Origin of the sequence: Streptomyces sp. NPDC005761 (assembly GCF_040630635.1) — a bacterium.
GTDB lineage: Bacteria > Actinomycetota > Actinomycetes > Streptomycetales > Streptomycetaceae > Streptomyces.
Genome location: NZ_JBEXXX010000003.1, coordinates 203991 through 230392, shown reverse-complemented (window position 1 = coordinate 230392; position 26402 = coordinate 203991). Strand labels below are relative to the sequence as shown.

At 69.2% G+C, this 26402-nt stretch carries 28 protein-coding genes; 8 read left to right on the top strand and 20 right to left on the bottom strand.

Annotated elements, in window-relative coordinates; genetic code table 11:
* Positions 1-160: 160 nt before the first annotated feature.
* Positions 161-1042, top strand: a complete 882-nt coding sequence (locus tag ABZ434_RS05010) for a helix-turn-helix domain-containing protein (RefSeq protein WP_359132106.1) — start codon at positions 161-163, stop codon at positions 1040-1042.
* A 109-nt stretch (positions 1043-1151) separates the two neighbouring features.
* On the opposite strand, the gene ABZ434_RS05005 is transcribed toward ABZ434_RS05010, so the two are convergent.
* Positions 1152-2099, bottom strand: coding sequence for an MBL fold metallo-hydrolase (locus ABZ434_RS05005; protein ID WP_359132105.1), 948 nt, complete (start codon positions 2097-2099; stop codon positions 1152-1154).
* Between the two features lie 139 nt (positions 2100-2238).
* Here ABZ434_RS05005 and ABZ434_RS05000 point away from each other — a divergent pair, with 139 nt between their 5' ends.
* Positions 2239-2670, top strand: coding sequence for a MarR family transcriptional regulator (locus tag ABZ434_RS05000; RefSeq protein ID WP_359132104.1), 432 nt, complete (start codon positions 2239-2241; stop codon positions 2668-2670).
* A gap of 102 nt (positions 2671-2772) precedes the next feature.
* Complete coding sequence (gene argG, locus ABZ434_RS04995) at positions 2773-4218, top strand: argininosuccinate synthase (RefSeq protein ID WP_327709375.1); 1446 nt, start codon at positions 2773-2775, stop codon at positions 4216-4218.
* Between the two features lie 77 nt (positions 4219-4295).
* On the opposite strand, the gene ABZ434_RS04990 is transcribed toward argG, so the two are convergent.
* Positions 4296-5108 (bottom strand): hypothetical protein, encoded by an 813-nt coding sequence (locus tag ABZ434_RS04990; RefSeq protein WP_359132103.1) that lies wholly within the window; start codon positions 5106-5108, stop codon positions 4296-4298.
* A 229-nt stretch (positions 5109-5337) separates the two neighbouring features.
* Positions 5338-5985 carry a helix-turn-helix domain-containing protein gene (locus ABZ434_RS04985; RefSeq protein WP_359132102.1) on the bottom strand — a complete coding sequence of 216 codons (648 nt, stop codon included), beginning with the start codon at positions 5983-5985 and terminating at the stop codon, positions 5338-5340.
* A gap of 179 nt (positions 5986-6164) precedes the next feature.
* On the opposite strand from ABZ434_RS04985, the gene ABZ434_RS04980 reads away from it, so the two are divergent.
* From ABZ434_RS04980 to ABZ434_RS04970, 3 genes are all read left to right on the top strand, one after another.
* Positions 6165-7628 (top strand): MFS transporter, encoded by a 1464-nt coding sequence (locus tag ABZ434_RS04980; RefSeq protein ID WP_359132100.1) that lies wholly within the window; start codon positions 6165-6167, stop codon positions 7626-7628.
* A 130-nt stretch (positions 7629-7758) separates the two neighbouring features.
* Entirely contained in the window at positions 7759-8754 is a 996-nt protein-coding gene (gene coaA, locus ABZ434_RS04975) for a type I pantothenate kinase (RefSeq protein WP_359132099.1), read from the top strand.
* Positions 8755-8772: 18 nt separating this feature from the next.
* Positions 8773-9747: a DUF389 domain-containing protein gene (locus ABZ434_RS04970; protein ID WP_359132098.1), complete on the top strand. Its 975-nt coding sequence runs from the start codon at positions 8773-8775 to the stop codon at positions 9745-9747.
* A gap of 47 nt (positions 9748-9794) precedes the next feature.
* On the opposite strand, the gene glmM is transcribed toward ABZ434_RS04970, so the two are convergent.
* From glmM to ABZ434_RS04950, 4 genes are all read right to left on the bottom strand, one after another.
* Positions 9795-11153 carry a phosphoglucosamine mutase gene (gene glmM, locus ABZ434_RS04965; RefSeq protein WP_359132097.1) on the bottom strand — a complete coding sequence of 453 codons (1359 nt, stop codon included), beginning with the start codon at positions 11151-11153 and terminating at the stop codon, positions 9795-9797.
* Positions 11154-11329: 176 nt separating this feature from the next.
* The gene (gene rpsI / locus ABZ434_RS04960; RefSeq protein WP_219573707.1) at positions 11330-11857 is read right to left on the bottom strand and encodes a 30S ribosomal protein S9; all 528 of its coding nucleotides are present in this window, start codon (positions 11855-11857) and stop codon (positions 11330-11332) included.
* Positions 11858-11902: 45 nt separating this feature from the next.
* Positions 11903-12346, bottom strand: coding sequence for a 50S ribosomal protein L13 (gene rplM, locus ABZ434_RS04955; protein WP_136328420.1), 444 nt, complete (start codon positions 12344-12346; stop codon positions 11903-11905).
* Positions 12347-13074: 728 nt separating this feature from the next.
* Positions 13075-14694, bottom strand: coding sequence for an ATP-binding cassette domain-containing protein (locus tag ABZ434_RS04950; RefSeq protein ID WP_359132095.1), 1620 nt, complete (start codon positions 14692-14694; stop codon positions 13075-13077).
* Positions 14695-14761: 67 nt separating this feature from the next.
* Here ABZ434_RS04950 and ABZ434_RS04945 point away from each other — a divergent pair, with 67 nt between their 5' ends.
* Positions 14762-15616, top strand: a complete 855-nt coding sequence (locus tag ABZ434_RS04945) for a hypothetical protein (protein ID WP_359132094.1) — start codon at positions 14762-14764, stop codon at positions 15614-15616.
* A gap of 52 nt (positions 15617-15668) precedes the next feature.
* Positions 15669-17540: a hypothetical protein gene (locus tag ABZ434_RS04940; RefSeq protein ID WP_359132092.1), complete on the top strand. Its 1872-nt coding sequence runs from the start codon at positions 15669-15671 to the stop codon at positions 17538-17540.
* Positions 17541-17551: 11 nt separating this feature from the next.
* On the opposite strand, the gene truA is transcribed toward ABZ434_RS04940, so the two are convergent.
* From truA to rpsE, 13 genes are all read right to left on the bottom strand, one after another.
* On the bottom strand, positions 17552-18406 hold the full coding sequence (gene truA / locus ABZ434_RS04935; protein ID WP_359132091.1) for a tRNA pseudouridine(38-40) synthase TruA: 855 nt from the start codon (positions 18404-18406) through the stop codon (positions 17552-17554).
* A gap of 90 nt (positions 18407-18496) precedes the next feature.
* Positions 18497-19000 (bottom strand): 50S ribosomal protein L17, encoded by a 504-nt coding sequence (gene rplQ / locus ABZ434_RS04930; protein WP_359132090.1) that lies wholly within the window; start codon positions 18998-19000, stop codon positions 18497-18499.
* A gap of 199 nt (positions 19001-19199) precedes the next feature.
* Positions 19200-20222 (bottom strand): DNA-directed RNA polymerase subunit alpha, encoded by a 1023-nt coding sequence (locus ABZ434_RS04925; RefSeq protein WP_024755423.1) that lies wholly within the window; start codon positions 20220-20222, stop codon positions 19200-19202.
* Positions 20223-20359: 137 nt separating this feature from the next.
* Complete coding sequence (gene rpsK, locus ABZ434_RS04920; RefSeq protein WP_003956432.1) at positions 20360-20764, bottom strand: 30S ribosomal protein S11; 405 nt, start codon at positions 20762-20764, stop codon at positions 20360-20362.
* Positions 20765-20869: 105 nt separating this feature from the next.
* A complete protein-coding gene (rpsM, locus tag ABZ434_RS04915) occupies positions 20870-21250 on the bottom strand; it encodes a 30S ribosomal protein S13 (protein WP_014154579.1) in 381 nt (126 codons plus the stop codon).
* A 191-nt stretch (positions 21251-21441) separates the two neighbouring features.
* Complete coding sequence (gene rpmJ / locus ABZ434_RS04910; protein WP_003956441.1) at positions 21442-21555, bottom strand: 50S ribosomal protein L36; 114 nt, start codon at positions 21553-21555, stop codon at positions 21442-21444.
* 60 nt (positions 21556-21615) lie between these two features.
* Positions 21616-21837, bottom strand: coding sequence for a translation initiation factor IF-1 (gene infA / locus ABZ434_RS04905; RefSeq protein ID WP_003956442.1), 222 nt, complete (start codon positions 21835-21837; stop codon positions 21616-21618).
* Between the two features lie 163 nt (positions 21838-22000).
* Positions 22001-22837 (bottom strand): type I methionyl aminopeptidase, encoded by an 837-nt coding sequence (gene map, locus ABZ434_RS04900; protein WP_148020238.1) that lies wholly within the window; start codon positions 22835-22837, stop codon positions 22001-22003.
* 118 nt (positions 22838-22955) lie between these two features.
* On the bottom strand, positions 22956-23612 hold the full coding sequence (locus ABZ434_RS04895; RefSeq protein WP_359132087.1) for an adenylate kinase: 657 nt from the start codon (positions 23610-23612) through the stop codon (positions 22956-22958).
* Positions 23612-24931: a preprotein translocase subunit SecY gene (gene secY / locus ABZ434_RS04890; protein ID WP_359132085.1), complete on the bottom strand. Its 1320-nt coding sequence runs from the start codon at positions 24929-24931 to the stop codon at positions 23612-23614. The genes ABZ434_RS04895 and secY overlap by 1 nt, the downstream gene beginning before the upstream one ends.
* A 223-nt stretch (positions 24932-25154) precedes the next feature.
* Positions 25155-25610: a 50S ribosomal protein L15 gene (rplO, locus tag ABZ434_RS04885; RefSeq protein ID WP_018550610.1), complete on the bottom strand. Its 456-nt coding sequence runs from the start codon at positions 25608-25610 to the stop codon at positions 25155-25157.
* A gap of 1 nt (position 25611) precedes the next feature.
* Entirely contained in the window at positions 25612-25794 is a 183-nt protein-coding gene (rpmD, locus tag ABZ434_RS04880; RefSeq protein ID WP_024491595.1) for a 50S ribosomal protein L30, read from the bottom strand.
* Positions 25794-26399, bottom strand: a complete 606-nt coding sequence (gene rpsE / locus ABZ434_RS04875) for a 30S ribosomal protein S5 (RefSeq protein WP_359078354.1) — start codon at positions 26397-26399, stop codon at positions 25794-25796. The genes rpmD and rpsE overlap by 1 nt, the downstream gene beginning before the upstream one ends.
* Positions 26400-26402 lie beyond the last annotated feature (3 nt).

The following is a 26402-nucleotide window of genomic DNA, read 5'->3' as shown; positions in this document are numbered from 1 at the left end:
CAGGCGCGTCACTCGCACGGGTGAGGTTCGCCAACTGAGCTGGATTTCGCCCCGGTTGCCTGGCATATGCTCACGAGACCGAACTTCAGACTGAGACGGCCCCCGCCGGGATAGGCATCCCGAGCGAGGGCCTGACCACCGAGGAAGAAGAACCTTCCCGATGGATACCCAGCAGGATATCTCCCCCTCCCACGCCCCGTCCGGCGGCGTCGTGCACGTGAAAGTGCGCCACAGCAGCCACTTCACGGTCATCGGCAACCACCTCGCCCAGCACAGCAAGCTCTCGCTCCTGGCGATCGGCCTCGCCACGCACATCCAGTCGCTGCCCCCGGGGGCGAAGGTCGGCATCAAGTGCCTGGTCGAGCGCTTCCCGGAGAGCGAGGCCCGGATCGCGGGAGCGCTGCGGGAGCTGGAGGTGCACGGCTACCTCACGCGCACCCGCGAACGTCTCCCCTCCGGCCGCGTCATCACCCGCACGACCTCGTACAACCAGCCCTGCACGGGCCCGCGTACGAACCCGGCGGCGGAGCCGAGAGCGAGGCGGACGCCCTCGGTGCCCGAACACGCCCCGGAACGGGCCCACTTCACTCCCCTCCCGCCTGCGCCGCCCGCCGCACCGGCGACCGTGGCCGCGGCCGTGCCCCCGAAAGCGCCTCCACCCCGGCCGGTGACGCCGAGTCCCCAGCTGGACCGGGCGGCCTCGGCGCTCCTGCTCGACCTGAACGGCCGGGCGACCGCGTTCGACCTCTCCGACGGCCACATCAGGGAGCTCACCCCCGCCGTCGCCGCCTGGCTGGAACGCAAGGCCACCCCCGCAGCCATCAGGCGGGCCCTCACCACGGACCTGCCCCTCCCCTTGAAATACCCGGTCAAGTTCCTGGAGTACCGGCTCACCGAACAGTTCCCGCCGCCACCCCCACCCGCCGACCGGCCCCCGCTCCACGACCCACTGCAGAACTGCGACGGCTGCGACCGCGCCTTCAGAGCACCCGAACCCGGCCACTGCGCCGACTGCCGACAGGAGCTCGCCGGCACGGCATAGCCGCCGCGTCGGGCGACCGCAGCCGGCCGCCGGACCGGGCCGCCCCCTGCCGTACACAGCAGTTGGGCCACGACTGCGCGTGCTTCCGCGGCCCCTTCGCCGGGTGCTGTCAGACATCCAGCGGATGCCAGGCGGGGCCACCGACGTCCGGCCGGACGCTGCCGAACACCACGTCGGCGAAGTGGTTGCCGAAGGCGATCGTGCCGGGCTCGGCCAGTTCGGCGAGGAGACGGCGGCGGTGGTGGGCGGCCCCCACGGGGTCGTGGTCGAAGGACGAGGACCATGCGGGGTGCTCGACCTGGACGGGCGAGTGCAGGGCGTCGCCGAAGGCGATCAGGCGCTGTCCGCCCGAGGCGATGACGTACTCGGCGTGACCGGCCGTGTGGCCTGCGGAGATCCGCACGCGCACGCCCGGGAAGATCTCCTGCCCGTCCACCACCGGACGCACCCGGTGCGCCATGCCGGCGACCTCTTCGGCCAGGTCCTGCCCTGCGGGTGACCCGGTCCGGGACCACTCCGGTTCGCTCACCAGGTAGTCGGCGTGGGCGAACGGGGGCCGGGCGCCACCCGGGGCGGGGTGCCGGGCCCAACCCGTGTGATCGGGGTGGAGGTGGGTGAACGCGATGGCCTCGATCTCCTCCGGCCGGCGCCCGAGGGTGGCCAGATTCTCCAGCAGCGCACCCCCGCGAATGACACCTCGCGGACCGGTCGGGGCCGCGGGAAGCGTCTGCGGGCCGAAGCCCGCGTCGATCAACAGCGCACGGTCACCGCGCTCCACCAGCAGGGCGCCGATGCTCGCCACGAGGTGGCCCGAGGCGTCCAGGTACTCCGGACGACCGGCCCACACGTCGTGGGTGGTGTCCGGGAACATGGCGCGTGGCCTGAGCCGCACATCGCCGTCCGGCACGTAGGTGACCCTCGTTCCGCCCAGCTGGAGCGAGCGGATCTCCGCCGGCCGTCGCAACCGGTCGGCGGTGGCCCTCGTTCCGCCGAGTTGGAGCGAGCGGATCTCCACCGGTCGCAACCGGTCGGCTTGGTCGAGCGCGGAGTTCGCCATGGCCTCTTCTTCTCCTTCTTCGTCCGGTGCCGGTCGGGCGGGTCTTCCGGTCTCCCGGCGGCTGCTCCACCATATGCATCAAGCTTGAATCATTCAAGTAAGAATAATAATGACTTGATGCACTTGCTAGGATGGAGCCATGACGACGACGCCCCCCGAACCGCAGGCCATCGCCGAGCGGGAGATCTGCGGCCTGGTGAACGGACTGGCCCAGCAGATCGCCGACCACGTACGCAGGCGCGCCGTCACCCTGAACCTCACCGCGGCGCAGGCGACCGCCCTCCGGGAGATGACGGGCCCGATGACCATGCGGGAGCTCGCCGAACGCATGGGCTGCGAGCCCTCCAACGCGACGTTCGTCATCGACAAGCTCGAGAAGCAGAACCTCGTCGAACGCCGCGCCCACCCCACCGACCGCCGCGCCCGGCACCTGATCCTCACTCCGGAGGGCCACGATCTGCGCGGACGGCTTCTCGGGCTCCTCGCCCAGGAATCACCGCTGGCCGCCCTCTCCCCCGAGCAGCAGCACTCGCTCCAGGTCCTGTTGGAACAGGCCATCACCCACCCGTAAAGCGGACACGGCCGTCGGCCCGGAAGCCGCGCGACGCGACGGATCCCCGGGGCCGAAGGCGAAGACTTTGCATGATCATGCGAGATGATGCATAATCTTCCTATGTCTAAGGTCCTCACCTCCCTGCCCACCGGCGAGCGCGTCGGCATCGCCTTCTCGGGCGGCCTCGACACCTCGGTCGCGGTCGCGTGGATGCGCGACAAGGGCGCTGTCCCGTGCACCTACACCGCCGACATCGGTCAGTACGACGAGCCCGACATCGCCTCCGTGCCCGGTCGCGCCAAGGCCTACGGCGCCGAGCTCGCGCGTCTGGTCGACTGCCGTGCGGCGCTCGTCGAGGAGGGGCTGGCCGCGCTCACCTGCGGGGCGTTCCACATCCGCTCGGGCGGGCGGGCGTACTTCAACACCACGCCGCTCGGCCGCGCCGTCACGGGCACGCTCCTGGTGCGGGCGATGCTCGAGGACGACGTCCAGATCTGGGGCGACGGGTCCACGTACAAGGGCAACGACATCGAGCGGTTCTACCGCTACGGTCTCCTCGCCAACCCGCACCTGCGGATCTACAAGCCCTGGCTCGACGCGGACTTCGTGACCGAGCTCGGCGGCCGCAAGGAGATGTCGGAGTGGCTGGTCGCCCATGACCTGCCCTACCGCGACAGCACGGAGAAGGCGTACTCCACCGACGCCAACATCTGGGGCGCCACGCACGAGGCGAAGACGCTGGAGCACCTGAACACCGGTGTGGAGACCGTCGACCCGATCATGGGTGTGAAGTTCTGGGACCCCTCGGTCGAGATCGAGACCGAGGACGTCACGATCGGCTTCGACCAGGGCCGCCCGGTGACGATCAACGGCGAGAAGTTCGACTCCGCCGTCGACCTGGTGATGAAGGCGAACACCATCGGTGGCCGTCACGGCATGGGCATGTCGGACCAGATCGAGAACCGGATCATCGAGGCCAAGAGCCGCGGCATCTACGAGGCCCCCGGCATGGCCCTGCTGCACGCCGCGTACGAGCGCCTCGTCAACGCGATCCACAACGAGGACACCCTCGCCCAGTACCACAACGAGGGCCGCCGCCTCGGTCGCCTGATGTACGAGGGCCGCTGGCTGGACCCGCAGGCGCTCATGGTGCGCGAGTCGATCCAGCGCTGGGTCGGCACCGCCGTCACCGGCGAGGTGACGCTGCGGCTGCGGCGCGGCGAGGACTACTCCATCCTCGACACCACGGGCCCGGCGTTCAGCTACCACCCGGACAAGCTGTCCATGGAGCGCACCGAGGACTCCGCGTTCGGCCCGGTCGACCGGATCGGTCAGCTCACGATGCGGAACCTCGACATCGCCGACTCCCGCGCCAAGCTGGAGCAGTACGCGGGCCTCGGCCTGATCGGCACCGCCAACCCGGCCATCGGCGCGGCCCAGGCCGCCGCCACCGGCCTCATCGGTTCGCTGCCCGAGGGCGGCGCCCAGGCCATCGCCTCCCGCGGCGAGGTCTCGGAGGCCGACGAGATGCTGGACCGCGCGGCGATGGAGTCCGGCACGGACTAGTACGACGCACGACACGGAAGAGGCCGGCCGGGCGCCCCGAGCGCCCGGCCGGCCTCTTGTCGTTGCCCGCTGCCGGCTCAGCGCACGTCGACGTAGTCGGCCGTCGAGACGGCGCTGCCCGTGGTGTCCCACCCGCCGAAGCTCCAGCGCCAGTAGCCGTCGGCGGACGCCTTGACGGTCGTCCTCAGGGCGCCCGTGGAGCCCGACCGTACGGACTTCACCGTCGTGTAGACCGCACTGCCCTTCTTGCAGAACTGCAGGTGGGCGAGGCCCGCGGCGACGGCGGTGTACTTGTGCTTCACCCAGTCCGCGCGCGTGAGGGTGCCGGTCACCGTGAGCGTCTTCCCCTTCGTCACCGGCTCCGGCGAGGCGTTGACCGTGGCTTTCGCCCACCGCTTGATCTGGACGCGGCCGGAGGTGGACGTGTACTCCTCGGCCTTGAGCTGGCCGTTGGACTTGAAGAGCCTCGCCACGACGCCGGTCGTCCAGGTCGTCGCGTCGTTGTTCGAGTCGATGCGGTAGTACGGATCGATGCGCAGGCTGCCCTCGCAGTCGGCGATCCGGGAGCTCGTCTCGTAACAGGTGTACCCGCCCATGTAGAGGCCGCCGCCGTCCGCTCCCGCCTTGGGAGTGGTGTCGTGGTACAGGAACGGTTCCGCGTCGTACGCGAAGGGGTCCGAGGTGCTGTACCCGGACGGAAGGGTGATCCGGAAGGTGACGGGCGGTTCCTTCACGTCCGACGTACCCACCACGACGGGCTTGCCGCCGTTGATGACGATCCGCGACACCGTGACCCCGGTGTCGGCGGCCTGCGCCGTCGGCGCCGTGACCGGCACAAGGGCGAGGGCCCCTGCGAGGGTGATCACGGCGCCGGTTCTGCCTGCTTTCATGCGCACCTCATTGCTGCGTAAGGAATGCGGACCCGCCGCGGACCGTCACCGGCCGATCAGCGGGGCGGCAGACTAGCAGCAGCGGGGACGCACGCGGCGAGCCGGGTGATCATGGGGCTGCGCGCGGCGGGCGGGTACGCGTCCGCCGCAGGCCCGCTCCGGGCGCGGGGCGCCGCGCGGCACGACGAACACCCGCCGTCCCTGCGTTCTGCGCCCCGGCGCCGTTGTGTCAGGCCCCGGCCTGACGGCGGAGGCCCGCCAGGGTCAGCTCCAGCCCGGCGAGGAACTGCTCCTTGTCGTCGTGCCCGTCGAACTCGTCGACGATGTCGTGCACGAACGGATACTTCCCGGCGTCGAGCGTGCGCCACGTAGCGGCGTAGCGGCCGAGGAACTCCTCGCGGCCCACGTGTCCCTCGACCACTTCCTTGGGCGGCTCCTGCCCCAGGTCGGCGGCATTGGCGACCACGACGCCCACGACCGCCGTCACGGCGTGGAACCGCTGCCGCGGCGTGAGGTCGAGTCGAAGCGTCTTCTGCCCCAGCTCCTCGTAGAGCCGCAGGGCGTTTCCCTCGACGTCGATGTTCTTCATGAAGTGCGCACCCAGCCACGGCCGGTCCACGACCGCGTCGAACAGGGTGACGGCCATCACGCGCAGGTCGTCGATCGGGTCGCCGCTGCTGCGCTGCCCCTCGACGGCGGTCAGCACCCCGCCGAGCACGTGGTCGATGGCGCGGTCGAGCAGGTCGTCCTTGCCCGAGACGTACCAGTAGATGCTGCCGACGCCCGTGCCGAGCCGGGCCGCGAGGGCGCGGATGGTCAACGCCTGCTCGCCCGCCTCGTCGAGCAGGGCCACAGCCGCGGAGAGGACGGCCTCCATGGAGTGCGATCCACGCTGACGTCCTCGGGACGGGCGATCGGCGGGTCGTGGTCGCGGGCCTGTCATGGTCCCCATCCAATCACAGCTTGCGCATTTATCGAACCACGTTCTATGGTCGAACCACGTTCCATAGTGGAACGTCGTTCGATATCCGACGACGTTCCGGAGGGAGGCCCGTCATGACCACCACCGCCACCGCCACCGCGCCCGCCGCGCCACGCACCTATCCGTCCCTGCGCGCCGCATGGATACCTCTGGCCGCGCTCTGCCTGGCCTTCTTCGTCGAGATGGTCGACAACACCCTGCTCTCGATCGCGCTGCCCACGATCGGCCGCGACCTCGACAGCGGCACGACGTCGCTGCAGTGGGTCACCGGCGCGTACTCGCTGACCTTCGGCGGGCTGCTGCTGACGGCGGGATCCATGGCCGACCGGCTCGGGCGCCGCCGTGTGCTGCTGGTCGGCCTGGCGGTGTTCGGCCTGCTGAGCCTGGGCGTCGTCGCGGTCTCCACAGCGGGCGAGCTCATCACCCTGCGGGCCGGCCTCGGCATCGCCGCGGCGGCGATGGCCCCCATCACCAACTCGCTGGTCTTCCGGCTGTTCGACGACAAGGCGCTGCGGATGCGCGCCATGACCCTGATGATCGTCGTCGGCATGTCCGGCTTCGTTCTCGGCCCCCTGCTGGGCGGCACCGCCCTGGCGCACGTGCGGTGGCAGTGGCTCCTGATCGTCAACGCCCCGATCGCCCTGATCGCGGCCATCGGCGTCCGCCTCGGCGTCCCGGCCGACCGCCCGCAGGACCTGACCCGCGACAAGCTCGATCTGCCGGGCGCCGCACTGAGCGTCACCACCATCGGTCTCGCCTGCTACTCACTGACGAGCGGCGTGGAGCACGGCTGGCTCTCCACGACCACACTCGCCTCGGTGCTCGGCGCCCTCGCCGCGGGGATCGCGTTCGTGTGGCACGAGCGCCGCAGCGCCTCGCCGATGCTGGACCTCCGCCTCTTCTCCAACGGCACCGTGCGCGGCGCCGCCATCGCACAGATCGGCACAGCCATCGCGATGGCCGCCGTGATGTTCGGGCTGATCCTCCACTTCCAGTACGCCTACGGGTGGAGCCCCGTACGGGCCGGCCTGGCGAACCTGCCGCTCATCGTGACGATGATCGCCGCGACCCCCCTGTCCGAGTGGCTCGCGGCAAGGTTCGGCCACCGCATCGCCTGCCTGGCCGGCGCGGCCTGCCTGGCCGGCTCACTGGCCGGGCTTTCCTGGGGCGTCGACCACGGGTACGGCGCCATCGCGGCCTGCATGGTCCTGATGACCGTCGGCCTGCGCACCGTCATGACGATCTGCGCCATCGCGCTCGTCGACGCCATGCCGGGCAACCGCACATCGATCGGCACGGCGCTCAACGACACCGCCCAGGAGGTCGGAAGCAGCATCGGCACCGCCGTGGTCGGCACCCTGATCGCCGCACTGGTCACCACCCAGCTGCCCGCAGGCACCTGGAGCGACGCTCTGGTGGCATCGTTCTTCCACGGCGAACGGATCACCTACGCCGTACTGGCGGTCGTCGTCGGCCTGGTCGCGGCAGGCGGTGCGCTCACGCTCACCGACTCCCACGCCACCGAGGAGCACCCCTAGGGCCTGAACCGGGAGACCGGCACCACCGAAACCGTGCACCCGCGTGACGCGCCTCCCGCACGGTCCCACGTGACCGAGACCACCCCCCGCTCCGTTCGAACTCCCGTCGAACTCCCGCAACAATGAACCCGTGATCACCTCGCCCACACGGAGCACGAACCGACGCGCCGAGCCCGCCGCGACGCCGTACGTCGACCTCTCCCGGGCGGAGTGGAGCGCCCTGCGCGACAAGACGCCGCTGCCGCTGACCGCCGACGAGGTGGAGCGGCTGCGCGGGCTCGGGGACGTCATCGACCTCGACGAGGTGCGCGACGTGTACCTGCCGCTCTCGCGCCTGCTCAATCTGTACGTCCAGGCCACCTCCGGGCTGCGGGGCGCGCTGAACACCTTCCTCGGGGACGCGGGGAACGGGCACGGGGCACAGCGCGGGACCCCGTTCGTCATAGGGGTGGCGGGCAGTGTCGCGGTCGGCAAGTCCACCAGCGCCCGTATCCTCCAGGCGCTGCTGGCCCGCTGGCCGGAGCACCCGCGGGTGGAGCTGGTGACCACGGACGGGTTCCTGCTGCCGATGAAGGAGCTCCACGCGCGCGGCCTGATGTCGCGCAAGGGCTTCCCGGAGTCGTACGACCGGCGCGCCCTGACCCGGTTCGTCGCCGACATCAAGGCGGGCAAGGAGGAGGTGACCGCCCCCGTCTACTCCCACCTGATCTACGACATCGTGCCGGGCGAGCGGCTCACCGTGAGGCGCCCGGACATCCTCATCGTCGAGGGGCTGAACGTGCTGCAGCCCGCACTCCCCGGCAAGGACGGCCGCACCCGGGTCGGGCTGGCGGACTACTTCGACTTCAGCGTGTACGTGGACGCGCGGCCCGAGGACATCGAGACCTGGTACCTCAACCGCTTCCGCAAGCTGCGCGCCACGGCGTTCCAGGACCCGTCCTCGTACTTCCGCAAGTACACGCAGGTCTCCGAGGCGGAGGCGATGGAGTACGCGGCGACGATGTGGCGGACCATCAACAAGCCCAATCTGGTGGAGAACGTGGCACCGACCCGCGGCCGTGCCACGCTGGTGCTCCGCAAAGGCCCCGACCACAAGGTCCAGCGCCTGTCCCTGCGCAAGCTCTGATCCCGGAAAGGGTGCACCGTGCTGCATCTCCGCCTCCTCGTCCCCGCCGACCGCACGGACGAGGTGACCGACCTGCTGGAGCGGACCGTGGGGACCACCCATCTCGCGGTGCTGCCGGGAGTCGCGCGTGATCCGGTGGGGGACATCGTCCTGTGCGATGTCGCACGCGAGGCGGGTGACGAGCTGATCGCGGAGCTGCGGCGGCTCGGGCTCGACCGGTACGGGGCGATCACCGTCGAGAACATGGATCTGACCCTCTCCGCACGCGCCGACCGGGCCGAGGAAGCCGCTCCGGGCGAGGGCGCGGACGCGGTGCTGTGGGAAGAGCTGGTGGAGGCCACGCACGACGACTCCACGTTCAGCGCCACCTACGTGGCGTTCCTCGCGGTCGCGACGATGCTCGCCGCCTGCGGTGTGATGCTCGACAACGCGATCCTGATCGTGGGTGCGATGGCGGTGGGGCCCGAGTTCGGACCGCTCGCGGGGATCTCCACGGCACTGGTGCAGCGCGCCCCGCGCCTCGTGTGGCGCTCGCTGACGGCGCTGATCGGGGGCTTCGCCGCGGCCATGCTGCTGACGGTCGCCTTCGCCTGGCTGATGAACGCCTTCGGGCTGTTCGACGAGGCGATGATCGAGGCGGACCGACCCAACACGGCGTTCGTCTGGCAGCCGGACTGGATGTCGTTCGTGGTGGCGTTCCTCGCCGGCATCGCCGGGACGCTCTCCCTGACCTCGGCGAAGTCCGGCGCGCTCATCGGCGTCGCGATCTCGGTGACGACCGTGCCGGCCGCGGCCAATGCGGCGGTGGCCTTCAGCTACCGCGACTACGGGCAGATGACGGGGTCCATCCAGCAGTTGCTGGCGAACCTGGGCGGGATCGTGCTCGCCGGGACGCTGACGCTGCTGGCCCAGAAGGCCCTCTGGCGGACGACCCGGCACCACCAGCGGGCCCACCAGCGCGCCCACACGAAGCCGACCGCGCCGACGCGCTGAGGGGGCGGATGCGGCGGTCCACCGCGCACCCGCCCCCCTCCCGGCGCTCAGCCCAGTGCGGACTTCACCACGTCGGCCAGCCGCCCGGCCACCGCGCGCGCCTGCTCGATGTCGGCCGCCTCGACCATGACCCGTACCAGCGGTTCCGTACCCGACTGGCGCAGCAGCACCCGGCCGGTGGCGCCCAGCTCGCGCTCGGCCTCGGCGACGGCCGCGGCCAGCTCCGGGGAGGTGCCGACGCGGGACTTGTCGACGTCCGGCACGTTCACGAGGACCTGCGGCAGGCGCTCCATCACACCGGCCAGCTCGGCGAGCGAGCGGCCGGTGGCGGCGACGCGGGCCGCCAGCATCAGACCGGTCAGCGTGCCGTCGCCCGTCGTGGCGTGGTCCAGGACGATGACGTGACCGGACTGCTCGCCGCCGAGCGCGTAGCCCTCGGCCTTCATCGACTCCAGGACGTAGCGGTCGCCCACGGCCGTCTGGACGAGCTGGATGCCCTCGCGCTCCATGGCGATCTTGAAGCCGAGGTTCGACATCACGGTGCCGACCACGGTGTCCTTGCGCAGCTGCCCGGCCTCGCGCATGGCGAGGGCCAGCACGGCCAGGATCTGGTCGCCGTCGATCTCCTCGCCCGCGCCGTCCACCGCCAGGCAGCGGTCGGCGTCGCCGTCGTGCGCGATGCCGAGGTCGGCCCCGTGCTCGACGACGGCGGCGCGGAGCAGCGACAGGTGAGTGGAGCCGCAGCCGTCGTTGATGTTCAGGCCGTCCGGCTCGGCGCCGATCGTGACGACCTCGGCACCGGCCCGGGCGAACGCCTCGGGCGAGACGTGGGCGGCGGCGCCGTGCGCCTCGTCCAGGACGACCTTCAGACCGTCGAGGCGGTTGGGGAGCACTCCGATGAGGTGGGCGACGTAACGGTCGAAGCCCTCGGCGTAGTCGCTGACACGGCCCACACCGGCGCCGGTGGGACGGGCCCACGGCTCGCCGGTGCGGTGCTGCTCGTAGACCGTCTCGATGCGGTCCTCCAGCTCGTCGGCGAGCTTGTGGCCGCCACGGGCGAAGAACTTGACACCGTTGTCCGGCATGGCGTTGTGGCTGGCGGAGAGCATCACGCCGATGTCGGCGCCCAGGGCGCCGGTGAGATAGGCCACCGCCGGGGTCGGCAGCACGCCGACGCGCAGGACGTCGACGCCCGCGCTGGCGAGGCCGGCCACCACGGCGGCCTCCAGGAACTCTCCGGAGGCGCGGGGGTCGCGGCCGACCACGGCCGTCGGCCGATGGCCCTCGAAGGTGCCCGCCTCGGCCAGTACGTGTGCCGCCGCGACCGAGAGACCGAGCGCGAGCTCGGCCGTCAGGTCCGCATTCGCGACACCGCGCACGCCGTCCGTGCCGAAGAGTCGTCCCACTGGTGTCCTCCGAAAGTGCTCCGAAACGCAAAAAAATTCAGACTAAGTAAGCAACAAGCACATCAAGCCTATGAACGCCTTATGCCGTTATATGCCCGAGGCTGTCAATAAACGAACGCCCCGGCAGCACGAAGAGTGCCGCCGGGGCGAACGAGTAACGCGGTTGAGCAGGCGGTTTAGCGCTTGCTGTACTGCGGGGCCTTACGGGCCTTCTTGAGACCGGCCTTCTTGCGCTCGACCGCACGGTCGTCGCGGGAGAGGAAGCCGGCCTTCTTCAGCGTGGCGCGGTTGTTGTCCACGTCCGCCTCGTTCAGCGAGCGGGCCACACCGAGGCGCAGGGCACCGGCCTGACCGGAGACACCGCCACCCGAGATGCGGGCCACGACGTCGTAGCGACCGTCGAGCTCGAGAATCTTGAAGGGCTCGTTGACTTCCTGCTGGTGCACCTTGTTGGGGAAGTAGTCCTCAAGGGTGCGACCGTTGATCTTCCACTTGCCGGTGCCCGGAACGATCCGGACGCGGGCGATGGCGTTCTTGCGACGGCCAAGGCCGGCCGCGGGCTGCGGGTCGCCGAAGCGGCCTGCGAGCGACTCGGAGGTGTACTCACCCTCGACGGGGACCTCGGACTCGAAGGTGGTCACCTCGGCGAAGGTCTCCTCGCCCTCGGTGCCCTCGATGGGGGTCTCAACAGTGGTCTCGGCCACGATTCTCCTCAGATCTTTCTTTACGTCTTTGGGGGGAGGCCGGAACTACTGCGCGACCTGGGTGATCTCGAACGGGACCGGCTGCTGCGCAGCGTGCGGGTGCTGGTCACCCGCGTAGACCTTCAGCTTCGAGATCATCTGACGGCCCAGGGTGTTCTTGGGGATCATGCCCTTGATGGCCTTCTCGACGGCCTTCTCGGGGTTCTTCGCGAGCAGCTCGTCGTAACGAACGGAACGGAGACCACCCGGGAACCCGGAGTGACGGTACGCCATCTTCTGGGTCTTCTTGTTGCCGGACAGGTGAACCTTGTCGGCGTTGATGATGATGACGAAGTCGCCCATGTCCATGTGGGGGGCGTAGATCGCCTTGTGCTTGCCTCGGAGGAGGTTCGCAGCCGTGGTGGCCAGACGGCCCAGGACGATGTCCTCGGCGTCAATGATGTGCCACTGGCGAGTGACATCGCCGGGCTTGGGGCTGTACGTGCGCACTTCGTAGCCTTCGCTTCTTCAGTGGATGGGGTCCAGACACACGGCACCCCTGAAGCGATATGCAGCTGGGGCTCACAAGGCCGGGGACGCTGCCCGTATGCGAGCCACTGGTAACTGCTCCAGGGAACCTACGTAAGGGCCCTTCGCGTGAGAACGACGAAGCCAATACGTATAACAGTCCCCGAGAGTACCCGCCCCGCCCCGGACGGGTCAAAACGGGGCCCTTGAGCGGGCGGCGGGGTGTGCCGGGGCGGGGGTTCTGCCGGGGCGCGGGTTCTGTCCTCAATCGCCGGACGGGCTTGGTGGTGCGGGTGCCCCGCGGGGCGCCTGTGTTCGGTGGGTGGGGGTCCGGGGTCCCTCCGGGGCGTCTCCTCAGACGACGAACGTTCCGCGGGTACGCAGTTGTACCCGGGTATCCGTTCGTCGTCCTGCGGGGACTCCCCTGCACGCCCCCGAACCCGGCCGCCCTGCGTCTGCGACAGTCGATTCGCCGGTGTGCAGACGCCGGCGAGAGCGGGTGGGGACGTGCAGGGCAGTCCCCGCAGAAAATGGCGTACGACCCGGGTACGAGTGCGTCGTCGGGTGCACACGCCATTTTTGAGGAGTCTGCCCGGAGGGGCACCACCCCCACCCACCGGACAACAGCGCCCCGCGGGGACCCCGCACACAAGCCCGTCCGGCGATTGAGGACGGAACCCCCCACCACGCGAACCCCGCACCGCGCGTGGTCAGCGCGCCCGTTCCACCCGCCGCTCGTCCCACACCGGCTCCGTCGTCTCCCGTACGACCCCGTCCGAGCCGAACACCAGATACCGGTCGAAGGACTTCGCGAACCACCGGTCGTGGGTGACGGCCATCACCGTGCCGTCGTACACCTCAAGGCCGTCCTGGAGCGCCTCGGCCGACTCCAGGTCCAGGTTGTCGGTCGGCTCGTCCAGAAGCAGCGCGGTCGTGCCGGCCAGCTCCAGGAGCAGGATCTGGAAGCGGGCCTGCTGGCCGCCGGACAGCTTCTCGAACGGCTGGTCCCCCTGCCGCTCCAGCTCGTACCGCCGCAGTACGGACATGGCGCCGCCCCGGTCCTTGGCCTGTTCCGTCCACAGGATCTCGACGAGCGTCTTGCCCAGCAGCTCCGGATGGGCGTGGGTCTGCGCGAAGTGTCCGGGCACCACCCTCGCCCCGAGCTTCCACTCCCCCGTGTGCGCCACCGGCTCGCCCGCCAGCAGCCGCAGGAAGTGCGACTTGCCCGATCCGTTGGAGCCGAGGACGGCGACCCGCTCCCCGTAGAAGATCTCCAGGTCGAACGGCTTCATCAGGCCGGTCAGCTCCAGGTTCTTGCAGGTCACCGCCCGCACCCCGGTCCGGCCGCCGCGCAGCCTCATCTTGATGTCCTGCTCGCGCGGCGGCTCAGGCGGCGGACCGGCCTCCTCGAACTTCTTGAAGCGGGTCTGCATCGCGTGGTAGCGGTTCGCCATGTCGGGGCTGTTCGCGGCCTGCTGCCGCATCCGCAGGACGAGCGCCTTCAGCCGGGCGTGCTCCTCCTCCCAGCGGCGCAGCAGTTCCTCGAAGCGCGCGAACCTTTCCTTGCGGGCCTGGTGGTACGTGGCGAAGCCGCCACCGTGCACCCAGACGTCACTGCCGGCCGGGCTGGGCTCCACGCTGACGATCTTCTCGGCGGCGCGGGAGAGCAGCTCCCGGTCGTGGGAGACGAAGAGGACCGTCTTACGGGTCTCCTTCAGCTTCTCCTCCAGCCAGCGCTTGCCGGGGACGTCGAGATAGTTGTCCGGCTCGTCGAGCAGCAGCACCTCGTCCGGCCCGCGCAGCAGCGCCTCCAGGACCAGCCGCTTCTGCTCCCCGCCGGACAGCGTGCGCACCTCGCGCCACTGCGCCTTCTCGTACGGGACGCCGAGCGCGGCCATGGTGCACATGTCCCAGACCGTCTCGGCCTCGTACCCGCGCGCCTCCGCCCAGTCGCTCAGCGCCTGCGCGTACGTCATCTGCGCGGCCTCGTCGTCGGTGGTGAGGATCAGTGCCTCGGCCCGGTCGACCGCCTGCGCGGCCTCGCGGATCCGGGGCTGGGCCACGGACACCAGCAGGTCCCGCACCGTGCGCTCGTCCCGCACCGAGCCGACGAACTGCTGCATCACGCCGAGTCCGCCGCTCACCGAGACCGATCCGCCGTGCGGCTGGATCTCCCCGGCGAGCAGCCTGAGCAGCGTGGTCTTACCGGCGCCGTTCGCCCCGACGAGGGCGACGACGGCGCCGTCCGCCACACGGAACGAAGCATCGCCGAGCAGCACCCGCCCGTCCGGTAGGTAGTACTCGAGATGGCCTGCTTCAAGATGTCCCATGCACAGCATTGTCACGGGCGGCGAACCTGTGGCCCAACCGGATTACCCAGGGCCTAGGATTCGCGGCATGAGCTTTGGGCAAGGGGGGCCCTCCTGGGGGCCCGGGGGCACTGATACTCCGGACTGGGCGGCGCTGGCCGAGGCATCGGCGGCACGCACCAGGCGCAAGAGGTGGCTGATGATCGGCGGGGGCGCGCTGGCCACCGCCGCGGTCGCCGCGATCGTGGCGACGGCGGTCATCTCGACCGACAGGAACGACACCGGCGGCACGTCGGGCAAGAACGCGAGCGAGCTGCCGTCGGCGACCGATCTGCCCAGTCAGTCGGCACAGCCGGAGCCGTCGTTCTCCTCGGTGGCCCCGGCGCCCCCGCCGGATCCGAAGGACTACATATCCGACGTGCGGAAGGACCGGGCGCCCGTCACCGTGGACGCCTTCTTCCCCGGCAGGAAGCTGACGATGGGTGACCGCGTCTACGCCAAGGGCGCGACGCAACGCACCACGAAGTGCGCCACGACCACTCAGGGCGCACTCGGTTCGATCCTCACGAACAACGGCTGCGACCAGGTCATCAGGGCCACCTACAGCCGCAGCGGGGTGGCCGTGACCATCGGCCTCGCGGTCTTCGAGACCGAGGCCCAGGCCAAGAAGGCCGCCCAGCAGGCCAGCGGAGGCCTGGCATCGCTGAGCGGTGCGGGCGTGCCGACCTTCTGCCGCGGCGGCGCCGTCTGCCGTCGCACGGCCAACTCCTACGGCCGATATGCCTACTTCACGGTTGGCGGCTTCACCAGCGGCAAGAACGTCACCAAGGCCGACAAGAACGTGTTCGCCGTCGGTGACGACCTGACGAACTTCACCTTCCGTCAGATCCGTCAGCGCGGCGAGGTCCAGGCTTCCGCCGCTGCTACGGCCCCGGCCGCCTGACCAGCCCGTCCTTCGGTTACGTCACCTCTCCCGGATGCGGAGGACCGCTGCTGTGCGTCTCGTCTTCCTGGTCTCCTTCCTGCGCATCCTGCGCCACCGCGATGCCATCGGCGTCGACCTGGCGCCCGACGAGGCCGTCGTCCTCGACCCGCCGGACGCACCGCTGCGCGCTGCCCTGACCGCCGCGACAGCCGGTGACCACGCCCCCGCGCGGGAGCTTCTCGCCTCGACCAGGGCACACGCCCAGTGGGAGCGCAGGGACGCGTACGTGAGCCGGCTGGCCCGGACCGCGCTGCACCACGACGGCTGGCTGGACGCCTGGCTGGCGGAGTCCCCCGACGACCCCGACGCGCTCCTCGTCGTGGCCGACTTCCACCTCCACCAGGCGTGGAAGGTACGGACGGGCGCCCGCGCGAAGGATGTCGAACGGGACCAGTTCCAGGCCTTCTTCGCGCTGCTGGAGGACGCCGTGCCCGTGATCGGCGCCGCGGCCGAGCTCAACCCCGCCGACCCGGTCCCCTGGCGCATCGCGCTCACCCATGCCCGCGGCATACAGGCCCCGCGGGAGGTCTTCGACGCCTACCTCGCCGAGGCCGAGGCCCGCGACCCGCACCACTTCGGCTGCCACGCGCAGGCGCTGCAGTACCTGTGCGCCAAGTGGTACGGCTCGCACGAGGAGATGTTCCGGTACGCGGAGCGCGTGGCCGCGTCCGCCCCGCCCGGCTCCAGGCTGCACGCGCTGCCGCTCCAGGCGGCACTGGAGTACCGGCTGTCCGAGGCGGACGAGCCCGAGGGCCCCGACCCGTACGGGCCCAAGGTCGACGCGGCCATCACCAGGGCACTGAGCCTCTCCGACACCTACGACGGGGCCGGCGACCGCGAGGCCGCCGGGTTCCGCAACGAACTGGCCCTGTTGCTGATCATGTCGGCGCGGCCTGCCGAGGCCCTCGACGTGTTCCGGGCCATCGGCGTCCACGCCACCGAGTACCCGTGGAACCGGCTCGGCGACCCCCGTACCGAGTTCCTCGAAGCCCGGTCCGACGTCCGGCTGGACCTCGCTGCGGAGATCCCGCTCTTCCGCCGTCCGCCCGAGCCGCCCGCCGTCGCCCCCGACTGGGCGGCCCTCACCCCGCGCGCCGTCGCCATCGTTCCCGCGCCCCCGGCCGTCGTGGCCCAGGCCGCTCTGATCTGCGGATTCTCACTGCGTACGGCTCCGGCCGGCGAAGGCTACAGCTATGTGGAGGTGGTCCCCGAGGCCACCCGCGGGCGGCGCGCGGCGCTGCTGCCGGAGGAGCCGCTGACCGCGGCGGCGGAGACCTTCACGACCGGTGAGAGCTGGCCCGCCCTGGTGCTGCACCGCACCCCCGAGCGCTGCACCGTCACCGCCCTCCACCAGGGCCGGCAGATCGCGACGCACACCTGGGACGCCGAATCCCCCGCCCCGGACCACGCCGACGTACAGGACGTCGCCGCGGAGCTCGCACATCTGTACCGGGTGGCGGACCCGCGCCCGCTGGCCCACATCCTGCGCGCCACCGGCGACCCGGTCCGCCACCAGGCCGACCTGGTGACCGCTCTCGGCCTTCCGCCCGTGCCGACCGGCTTCGGCGGGGACCCCGAGATCCTCGGCGACATCCCCGGCGCGCGGGTGCAGGCCCGCCGCTCCATCCTGGCGGGGATGCGCGACACGATGACGACGAGCACCGGCAGCCATCCGCCGGCGACCGACGACGACACCCCGCGGACGACCCGCTGGTGGCTGCTCCGGACCGCCGCGCTGGTGGCCGTGGGTGCGGCCGCCGTCCTCGCCTGGTGGAGTCCGCGGATCGGCTGGTTCCGCTCCTCGTTGCTGAGCGGCGCGGCGCTGTATCTGGCCGGCTCCCTCACGACCGCGCTGCGCCGTCGCAGACGTACGACAACCTGACAGGCCTGCCGTCAGCAGCAGCCGGCCCCCGGCAGCGTCCGCACGTTCCGCGCCTCCACTGCCCTGGCGGCGAGCAACTCGTCGGCCGGGTATGCGACTTCCTCCAGCGTCAGCCCGTGCGGCCGCACCACGTGCACGCCCGGGTCGCGGACCCGGGCGGCCAGCACCTCGGCCGGCCACGGGGCCGGACGGCGCCCGTCGCCCACGAACAGCATCGCCCCGACCAGCGCCCGCACCATGTTGTGGCAGAAGGCGTCGGCCTGCACGGTGCCGGTGATGATCCCGGACGCCCCGTCACGTACCCAGCTCAGCTTCTGCAACGTCCGGATGGTCGTGGCACCCTCACGCTTCTTGCAGTACGCGGCGAAGTCGTGCTCACCCGTCATGCGCGCCGCCGCCGCGTTCATCGCGTCGAGGTCCAACGGCCGGTCGTGCCACAGGACATGACCGCGCACCAGCGGATCGACCCCGCCCGGCCCGTCCGAGATCCGGTACGCGTACCGGCGCCACAAGGCGGAGAAGCGGGCGTTGAACCCGGCCGGCGCCTCCTCGATGCGCCGGATCCGAACATCGGGCGCCATCCGGCCGGCCATCCGCCGCAGCAGCTTCTCCGCATGCTCGGCCCACACCTCGGCCGGCAGGTCCACGTGCGCGACCTGGCCCCGGGAGTGCACGCCGGCGTCGGTGCGCCCTGCCACGGTCAGGTCGTAGTTTCGCGGGGAGCGGGTCACGGTCCGCAGCGCGTCCTCGATCTCCCCCTGGACGGTCCTCCGGCCGGTCTGCTTCGCCCAGCCCGAGAAGTCCTTGCCGTCATAGGCCAGGTCCAGCCGCACCCGTACGAATCCGGGCTCCACCACGTCACTCACACCAGCGATCCTCTCAAGATCCGTACACAGCGAAACGGGCCCGCACCGCCCCGAAGGGTGATGCGGGCCCGTCCAGAGGTCTCAGAACGCTCAGGCGTCCTTGGACTCCTCGTCGGCCTCGGCCGGCTTGACGTCCTCGACGGACTCGACCGGGGTCTCGTCCTTCTTGAGGGCGTCTTCCTTGACCGCACGCTTCGTGGCGGCCTCGGCCTCACCGGTGGCGGCCTGCGCCACGGTCAGGGCCTCGACCAGCTCGATGACGGCCATCGGGGCGTTGTCGCCACGACGGTTGCCGATCTTGGTGATGCGGGTGTAACCACCGGGGCGGTTCTCGTACCGCGGGGCGATCTCGGTGAAGAGCGTGTGCACGATGCCCTTGTCCGTGATCGACTGCAGCACCAGGCGACGGTTGTGGATGTCGCCCTTCTTCGCCTTGGTGATGAAACGCTCGGCGACCGGACGCAGGCGGCGGGCCTTGGCCTCGGTCGTGGTGATGCGGCCGTGCTCGAACAGCGACTTCGCAAGGTTGTTGAGAAGAAGCTTCTCGTGCGCAGCGCTGCCGCCCAGACGGGCACCCTTGGCGGGCTGAGGCATGGTTTTCTCCTTGTGTGCTGCACCGGCCGTATCAGGTACCGGTGTCAGTTCCCGTGCGGCGGTCGCCACACAGAAGTCCAGGTGCCGGAAAACACTTCCAGCCCGTCCGAGCCGAACTCGAGCCCGAACGGCGATTGAGGCCGGAGCCTCGCCCGGTCCGGGGCACCCGGAGAATCCGGGGGCCCCGGCCGGAGGCGTACTAGTACTGCTCGGTCTCCACGAAACCGGCGTCCGCGTCGTCATCCGCACCGAACGCGTCGGCCGCGGCGGTCGGGTCGAAGCCGGGAGGCGAGTCCTTCAGCGCCAGGCCCATACCGGCCAGCTTCGCCTTGACCTCGTCGATCGACTTCGCACCGAAGTTGCGGATGTCGAGCAGGTCCGCCTCGGAGCGGGCCACGAGCTCGCCCACCGAGTGGATGCCCTCGCGCTTGAGGCAGTTGTACGAGCGGACCGTGAGCTCCAGCTCCTCGATCGGCAGCGCCAGATCGGCGGCGAGCGCGGCGTCCGTGGGCGAGGGGCCCATGTCGATGCCCTCGGCGTCGATGTTGAGCTCGCGCGCCAGACCGAACAGCTCGACCAGGGTCTTACCGGCCGACGCCATGGCGTCACGGGGACGCATGGCCTGCTTGGTCTCGACGTCGACGATCAGCTTGTCGAAGTCGGTGCGCTGCTCGACACGGGTCGCCTCGACCTTGTACGTGACCTTGAGCACCGGCGAGTAGATGGAGTCGACCGGAATCCGGCCGATCTCCTGGCCCGCCTGCTTGTTCTGGACGGCGGAGACGTAGCCGCGACCGCGCTCGACGGTCAGCTCCATCTCCAGCTTGCCCTTGCCGTTCAGCGTCGCCAGGACGAGGTCCGGGTTGTGGACCTCGACACCGGCCGGCGGGGCGATGTCAGCAGCGGTGACCAGGCCGGGACCCTGCTTGCGCAGGTACATCACGACCGGCTCGTCGTGCTCCGAGGAGACGACCAGCTGCTTGATGTTGAGGATGAGGTCGGTCACGTCCTCCTTGACGCCCGGCACGGTGGTGAACTCGTGCAGGACACCGTCGATACGGATGCTGGTGACAGCGGCACCCGGGATCGAGGAGAGGAGCGTGCGGCGCAGGGAGTTGCCGAGCGTGTAGCCGAAGCCCGGCTCCAGCGGCTCGATGACGAACCGCGAGCGGAACTCGTCAACGACCTCTTCGGTCAGCGACGGACGCTGAGCGATAAGCATGTGTGAATCCTTCAGTCGTGGGCGCCCACTATTTGACACCCGACAGATGAAACAAGGATACGGGCGGCACACCCCCGTAGGGGGCATACCGCCCGTACCCACGCTACTGACGCACGGCCGTCACCGGCCGTGGCGAATCAGACGCGGCGACGCTTCGGCGGACGGCAGCCGTTGTGCGGCGTCGGGGTGACGTCCTGGATCGAACCGACCTCCAGGCCCGTGGCCTGCAGGGAGCGGATCGCGGTCTCGCGGCCGGAGCCCGGACCCTTCACGAAGACGTCGACCTTGCGCATGCCGTGCTCCTGCGCGCGGCGGGCGGCCGACTCGGCGGCCATCTGCGCGGCGAAGGGGGTGGACTTGCGCGAGCCCTTGAAGCCGACGTGGCCGGCGGAGGCCCAGGAGATCACGTTGCCCGAGGGGTCCGTGATCGAGACGATGGTGTTGTTGAACGTGCTCTTGATGTGGGCGTGCCCGTGAGCGACGTTCTTCTTTTCCTTGCGACGCACCTTCTTGGCTGCGCCCTGACGACCCTTGGGGGGCATGTCTTGACTCCAGATGGAGAGGGGAGGTGATCGGTCCTACAGCGAAGACCGCTGGATACTGCGGTTGTCCGGCGAACCGGACGCTCGCAGTGCGTCCGCTGAGGACTACTTCTTGCCCGGCTTCTTCTTACCGGCGATCGCGCGACGCGGGCCCTTGCGGGTACGAGCGTTCGTGCTGGTGCGCTGGCCGTGGACCGGCAGACCGCGACGGTGGCGAATGCCCTGGTAGCAGCCGATCTCGATCTTGCGGCGGATGTCGCCCTGGATCTCGCGGCGAAGGTCACCCTCGGTGCGGAGGTTGGCGTCCACGTACTCGCGGATCTTGACCAGGTCCTCTTCGGCCAGGTCACGAACGCGGGTGTTGGGGTTCACGCCGGCGGCGGCGAGGATCTCCTTGGACCGGGTGCGCCCGATACCGAAGACGTAGGTGAGGGCAACCTCCACGCGCTTTTCGCGCGGGATGTCAACACCTGAAACGCGTGCCATTCAATGGCTCCAGTTGTTATTTCGGGGGTCTTCCACAGAACCACTCCCGACCGCCGACCTCTCGGAGAGAGGTGGTACGCCCGGGTCCCCGGCCCCCGCCGGAGGTGTCGTCAGCCGTGGCTTGGACGGGTTCTGCGTATGTACGTTTACGTGCGTCGCGCGAAGTACTGCGAGATGCAGGGGGTCGTGCGTCAGCCCTGGCGCTGCTTGTGGCGCAGGTTGTCGCAGATGACCATGACCCGACCGTGACGGCGGATCACCTTGCACTTGTCGCAGATCTTCTTGACGCTCGGCTTGACCTTCATGGGATGTCAGGTTCTCCGGGTCAGTGCCAGCACCCCGCCGAAACGAGATGTGGGCAAGATCTACTTGTAGCGGTAGACGATCCGGCCACGCGTCAGGTCGTACGGGGAGAGCTCCACCACGACCCGGTCGTCCGGGAGGATTCGGATGTAGTGCATCCGCATCTTGCCGGAGATGTGCGCGAGGACCTTGTGACCGTTCTGGAGTTCCACCTTGAACATGGCGTTCGGGAGGGACTCGATCACGGTGCCCTCAATTTCGATGGCACCTTGCTTCTTGGCCACGCTTCGCCTTTCGAATCGGCTACCTTGATCGACTTCGTCACTCGTATGCGGACACACGGATGCACGAGAGCCGACGAGTCAGTCTACGTCAGCGGACTCCAAAAGACGAATCCGTCAAGTTTGCCCACCGCGGGAGATCCTTAGACCTCGCGGTGGCTCCCAATCAGCCCAGCGGGTCGGGCGCCGCCTCCACCCCGTACTGCGCCAGCTTCTCGCGGCCGCAGTCCGGAGCGGTCAGGACCAGCGGGCCCTGCTCGGTGAGGGCGATGGAGTGCTCCCAGTGGGAGGACCAGGTGCCGTCGGTGGTGATGACGGTCCACTCGTCCTCCAGCACCTCGGTGCGGGCCGTGCCGAGGGAGACCATCGGCTCGATGGCCAGGCAGAGACCCGGGACCAGCTTGATGCCCTTGCCGCGCTTGCGGGCGACGTAGTTCAGCAGGTGCGGGTCCATGTGCATCTCGGTGCCGATGCCGTGCCCGCCGTAGTCCTCGATGATCCCGTACTTGCCGGTCGCCGGGCGGGGCTGACGGCGGATGTAGGACTCGATCGCCTTCGAGATGTCGACCAGGCGGTTGTTCACCTTCATCGCGGCGATGCCGGCCCACATCGACTCCTCGGTCACCCGGGAGAGCTCGATGAGTTCCGGAGCGTGGCCGGTGCCGACGAAGGCCGTGTACGCGGCGTCGCCGTGCCAGCCGTCGATGATCGCGCCGGCGTCGATGGAGATGATGTCGCCGTCCTTGAGGACGGTCTTCTCGTCCGGGATGCCGTGGACGACTACCTCGTTCACCGAGGTGCAGATGGTCGCGGGGAAACCGCCGTACCCGAGGAAGTTCGACTTCGCGCCGTGGTCGGCGATCACCTTGCGGGCGACCTGGTCCAGGTCGTGCGTGGTGGCGCCGGGCACCGCCGCCTCGCGGGTGGCGGCGTGAATGGCGGCGACCACCAGCCCCGCCTCACGCATCTTCGCGATCTGCTCGGGGGTCTTGATCTGCACCATTGCGCGGCGCCTTTCTGCATGAGCGGGGACGGGTACTCAACGATACGGCGGCAAACAGTCGGCCGCGGCGCCCAAGGACGCCGCGGCCGAATGCACTGCTGGTACTACGGGTGTGCTCTCAGCCCTTGTCGGCCCGCAGAGCCTCCATGGCCCGCTCGGTCACATCGGTGACCTTGCCGAGCGCGGAGATGGTGACCACCAGGTTCTGCGCCCTGTAGTAGTCGATGATCGGCTCGGTCTGCGTGTGGTAGACCTCGAGCCGGGTGCGGACCGTCTCTTCGCTGTCGTCGTCGCGCTGGTACAGCTCACCGCCGCAGATGTCGCAGACACCCTCGGTCTTCGGCGGGTTGTACGTCACGTGGAACACGTGCGCGCTCTCGTTGCGGCAGACCCGGCGGCCCGCGATCCGCTTCACGACCTCGTCCTCGGGTACCTCGAGGTCGAGCACCGCGTCCAGCTTTACGCCCTCGTCCTTGAGCATCTCATCGAGAGCCTCGGCCTGACCCACGTTGCGCGGGAAGCCGTCGAGCAGGAAGCCGTTGACCGCGTCCGGCTGGGACATGCGGTCCTTGGCCATCCCGATCGTGACCTCGTCCGGCACCAGCTGCCCCGCGTCCATGTAGGCGCGGGCCTGCTTGCCAAGGTCAGTGCCCTGGCTGATGTTGGCGCGGAAGAGGTCGCCCGTGGAGATGTGCGGAATCGACAGGTTCTTGGCAAGGTACGCAGCCTGCGTTCCCTTGCCGGCACCCGGCGGGCCGACGAGGACGATTCGCATCAGCGGAGGAACCCTTCGTAATTGCGCTGCTGGAGCTGACTCTCGATCTGCTTCACGGTCTCCAGACCCACACCCACGATGATCAGGATGCTCGTCCCGCCGAACGGGAAGTTCTGGTTGGCTCCACCGAAGCCTGCCAACGCCATCGTCGGCACAAGAGCGATCAGACCCAGATACAGCGAGCCCGGCCAAGTGATCCTGTTGAGCACGTAGCTCAGGTACTCGGCAGTAGGTCGACCAGCCCGGATACCCGGGATGAAGCCACCATACTTCTTCATGTTGTCGGCGACTTCCTCGGGGTTGAACGAGATCGCCACGTAGAAGAAGGCGAAGAACACGATCAACAGGAAGTACGCGGTGATGTAGTACGGGTGGTCGCCCTTGACGAAGTGATCCTGGATCCAGGTCGCCCAGCCCGCCTGAGAGTTGGAGAACTGGACGATCAGGGCCGGGATGTAGAGCAGCGAAGAAGCGAAGATGACGGGAATCACACCCGCCTGGTTCACCTTCAGCGGGATGTACGTGGACGTACCGCCGTACGACCTGCGGCCGATCATGCGCTTCGCGTACTGAACCGGGATACGACGCTGGGCCTGTTCGACGAAGACGACGAGGCCCACCATCACGAAGCCGATCAGGATGACGGTCGCGAACTCGATCCAGCCGTCCGCGAGCTTGCCGCTCGTCTTGATGGCCCAGATCGCGCCGGGGAAGCTGGCGGCGATCGAGATGAACATCAGGATCGACATGCCGTTGCCGATGCCGCGGTCGGTGATGAGCTCACCGAGCCACATGACGGCGGCGGTGCCGGCGGTCATGGTGATGACCATGACGACCGTCGTGAACATCGACTGGTTCGGGACGATCTGGTCGGCGACCGGGCAGCCGCTGAAGAGCGCACCGCTGCGTGCGGTGGCCACCAGGCCGGTGCCCTGGAGGATCGCGAGCGCGACCGTCAGATAACGCGTGTACTGCGTGATCTTGGTCTGCCCGGACGACCCCTCCTTCTTGAGCGCCTCGAGTCGGGGAATCACCACGGTCAGCAGCTGAAGAATGATGCTGGCCGTGATGTACGGCATGATGCCGAGCGCGAAGATCGTGATCTGCAGCAGTGCACCACCGCTGAACATGTTCACCAGGCCGAAGAGGCTGTTGTTGCCCTTGCTTGCCTGATCAACACAGGTCTGGACGTTCTCGTAGCTCACTCCTGGCACCGGGATGTGCGCCCCGAGCCGGTAGAGCACGATGATGCCGAGCGTGAAGAACAGCTTCTTGCGCAGGTCGGGCGTCTTGAACGCCCGGGCGAACGCGGTGAGCACGGTGCCTCCTGCGACCCCCGCGCAATGCGTAGAGGTGACGGTCTTGAGGATCGACGAATAAGTAAGAGCCAAAGGCCCCCGGACGCGTACATCCAGGGGTTACCACAGCAACGGACGCCACCTTACCGGCGTACATGCCCCCCTAGGAACGACCAACCGGGGATGCCCCATATGAGAGGCATCCCCGGTCGGATGTTCAGGCCACCGAATGGTCCGAGTTGTCTCAGACGAGCTCGGTGACGGTGCCGCCCGCAGCGGCAATCTTCTCCTTGGCGGAGCCGGAGACGGCGTCAACCGAAACCTGCAGTGCCACGGAGATCTCGCCCTGTCCGAGGACCTTGACGAGGTGGTTGTTGCGCACAGCGCCCTTGGCGACCAGATCGGCCACCGTGACCTCTCCACCCTCGGGGTAGAGCGTCGCGAGCTTGTCCAGGTTCACGACCTGGTACTCGGTGCGGAACGGGTTCTTGAAGCCCTTGAGCTTCGGGAGACGCATGTGGAGGGGCATCTGTCCACCCTCGAAGCGCTCCGGAACCTGGTAACGGGCCTTGGTGCCCTTGGTACCACGACCAGCGGTCTTACCCTTGGACGCCTCACCACGGCCCACACGGGTCTTGGCGGTCTTGGCACCCGGGGCAGGCCGGAGGTCATGCGCCTTCAGCGGCTTGTTCTCCGCCATGTCAGTCGACCTCCTCAACCGTCACGAGGTGGCGGACGGTGTTAGCCATTCCGCGGAACTCGGGGCGGTCCTCCTTGACAACCACGTCGTGCAGGCGCTTGAGCCCGAGCGAACGCAGGGTGTCGCGGTGGTTCTGCTTGCTGCCGATGTACGACTTCGTCTGCGTGATCTTGAGACGGGCCATTACGCACCCGCTCCCGCACGAGCACGAAGCAGAGCCGCGGGGGCGACGTCCTCGAGGGGCAGACCGCGGCGGGCCGCGATCTCCTCGGGACGCTGCAGGCCCTGGAGGGCCGCCACGGTCGCGTGCACGATGTTGATCGGGTTCGAAGACCCGAGCGACTTCGACAGGATGTCGTGAACGCCGGCGCACTCCAGAACGGCGCGCACCGGGCCACCCGCGATCACACCGGTACCGGGGGAAGCAGGCTTGAGCAGAACGACGCCCGCAGCCTTCTCGCCCTGGATCGGGTGAGGGATCGTGCCCTGGATACGCGGAACCTTGAAGAAGTTCTTCTTGGCCTCTTCAACGCCCTTGGCGATGGCCGCGGGAACTTCCTTGGCCTTGCCGTATCCGACACCGACACTGCCGTCGCCATCGCCCACCACGACGAGCGCGGTGAAGCTGAAGCGGCGACCACCCTTTACGACCTTGGCGACGCGGTTGATCGCGACGACTCGCTCGACGTACGCGGTCTTCTCGGCGGCGCTGGGGCCACCGTCACGGCCCTTCCGGTCCCGCCGCTCGCCGCCACCGGCACCGCTTCCGCGGCGCTGGGGTCCAGCCATTGG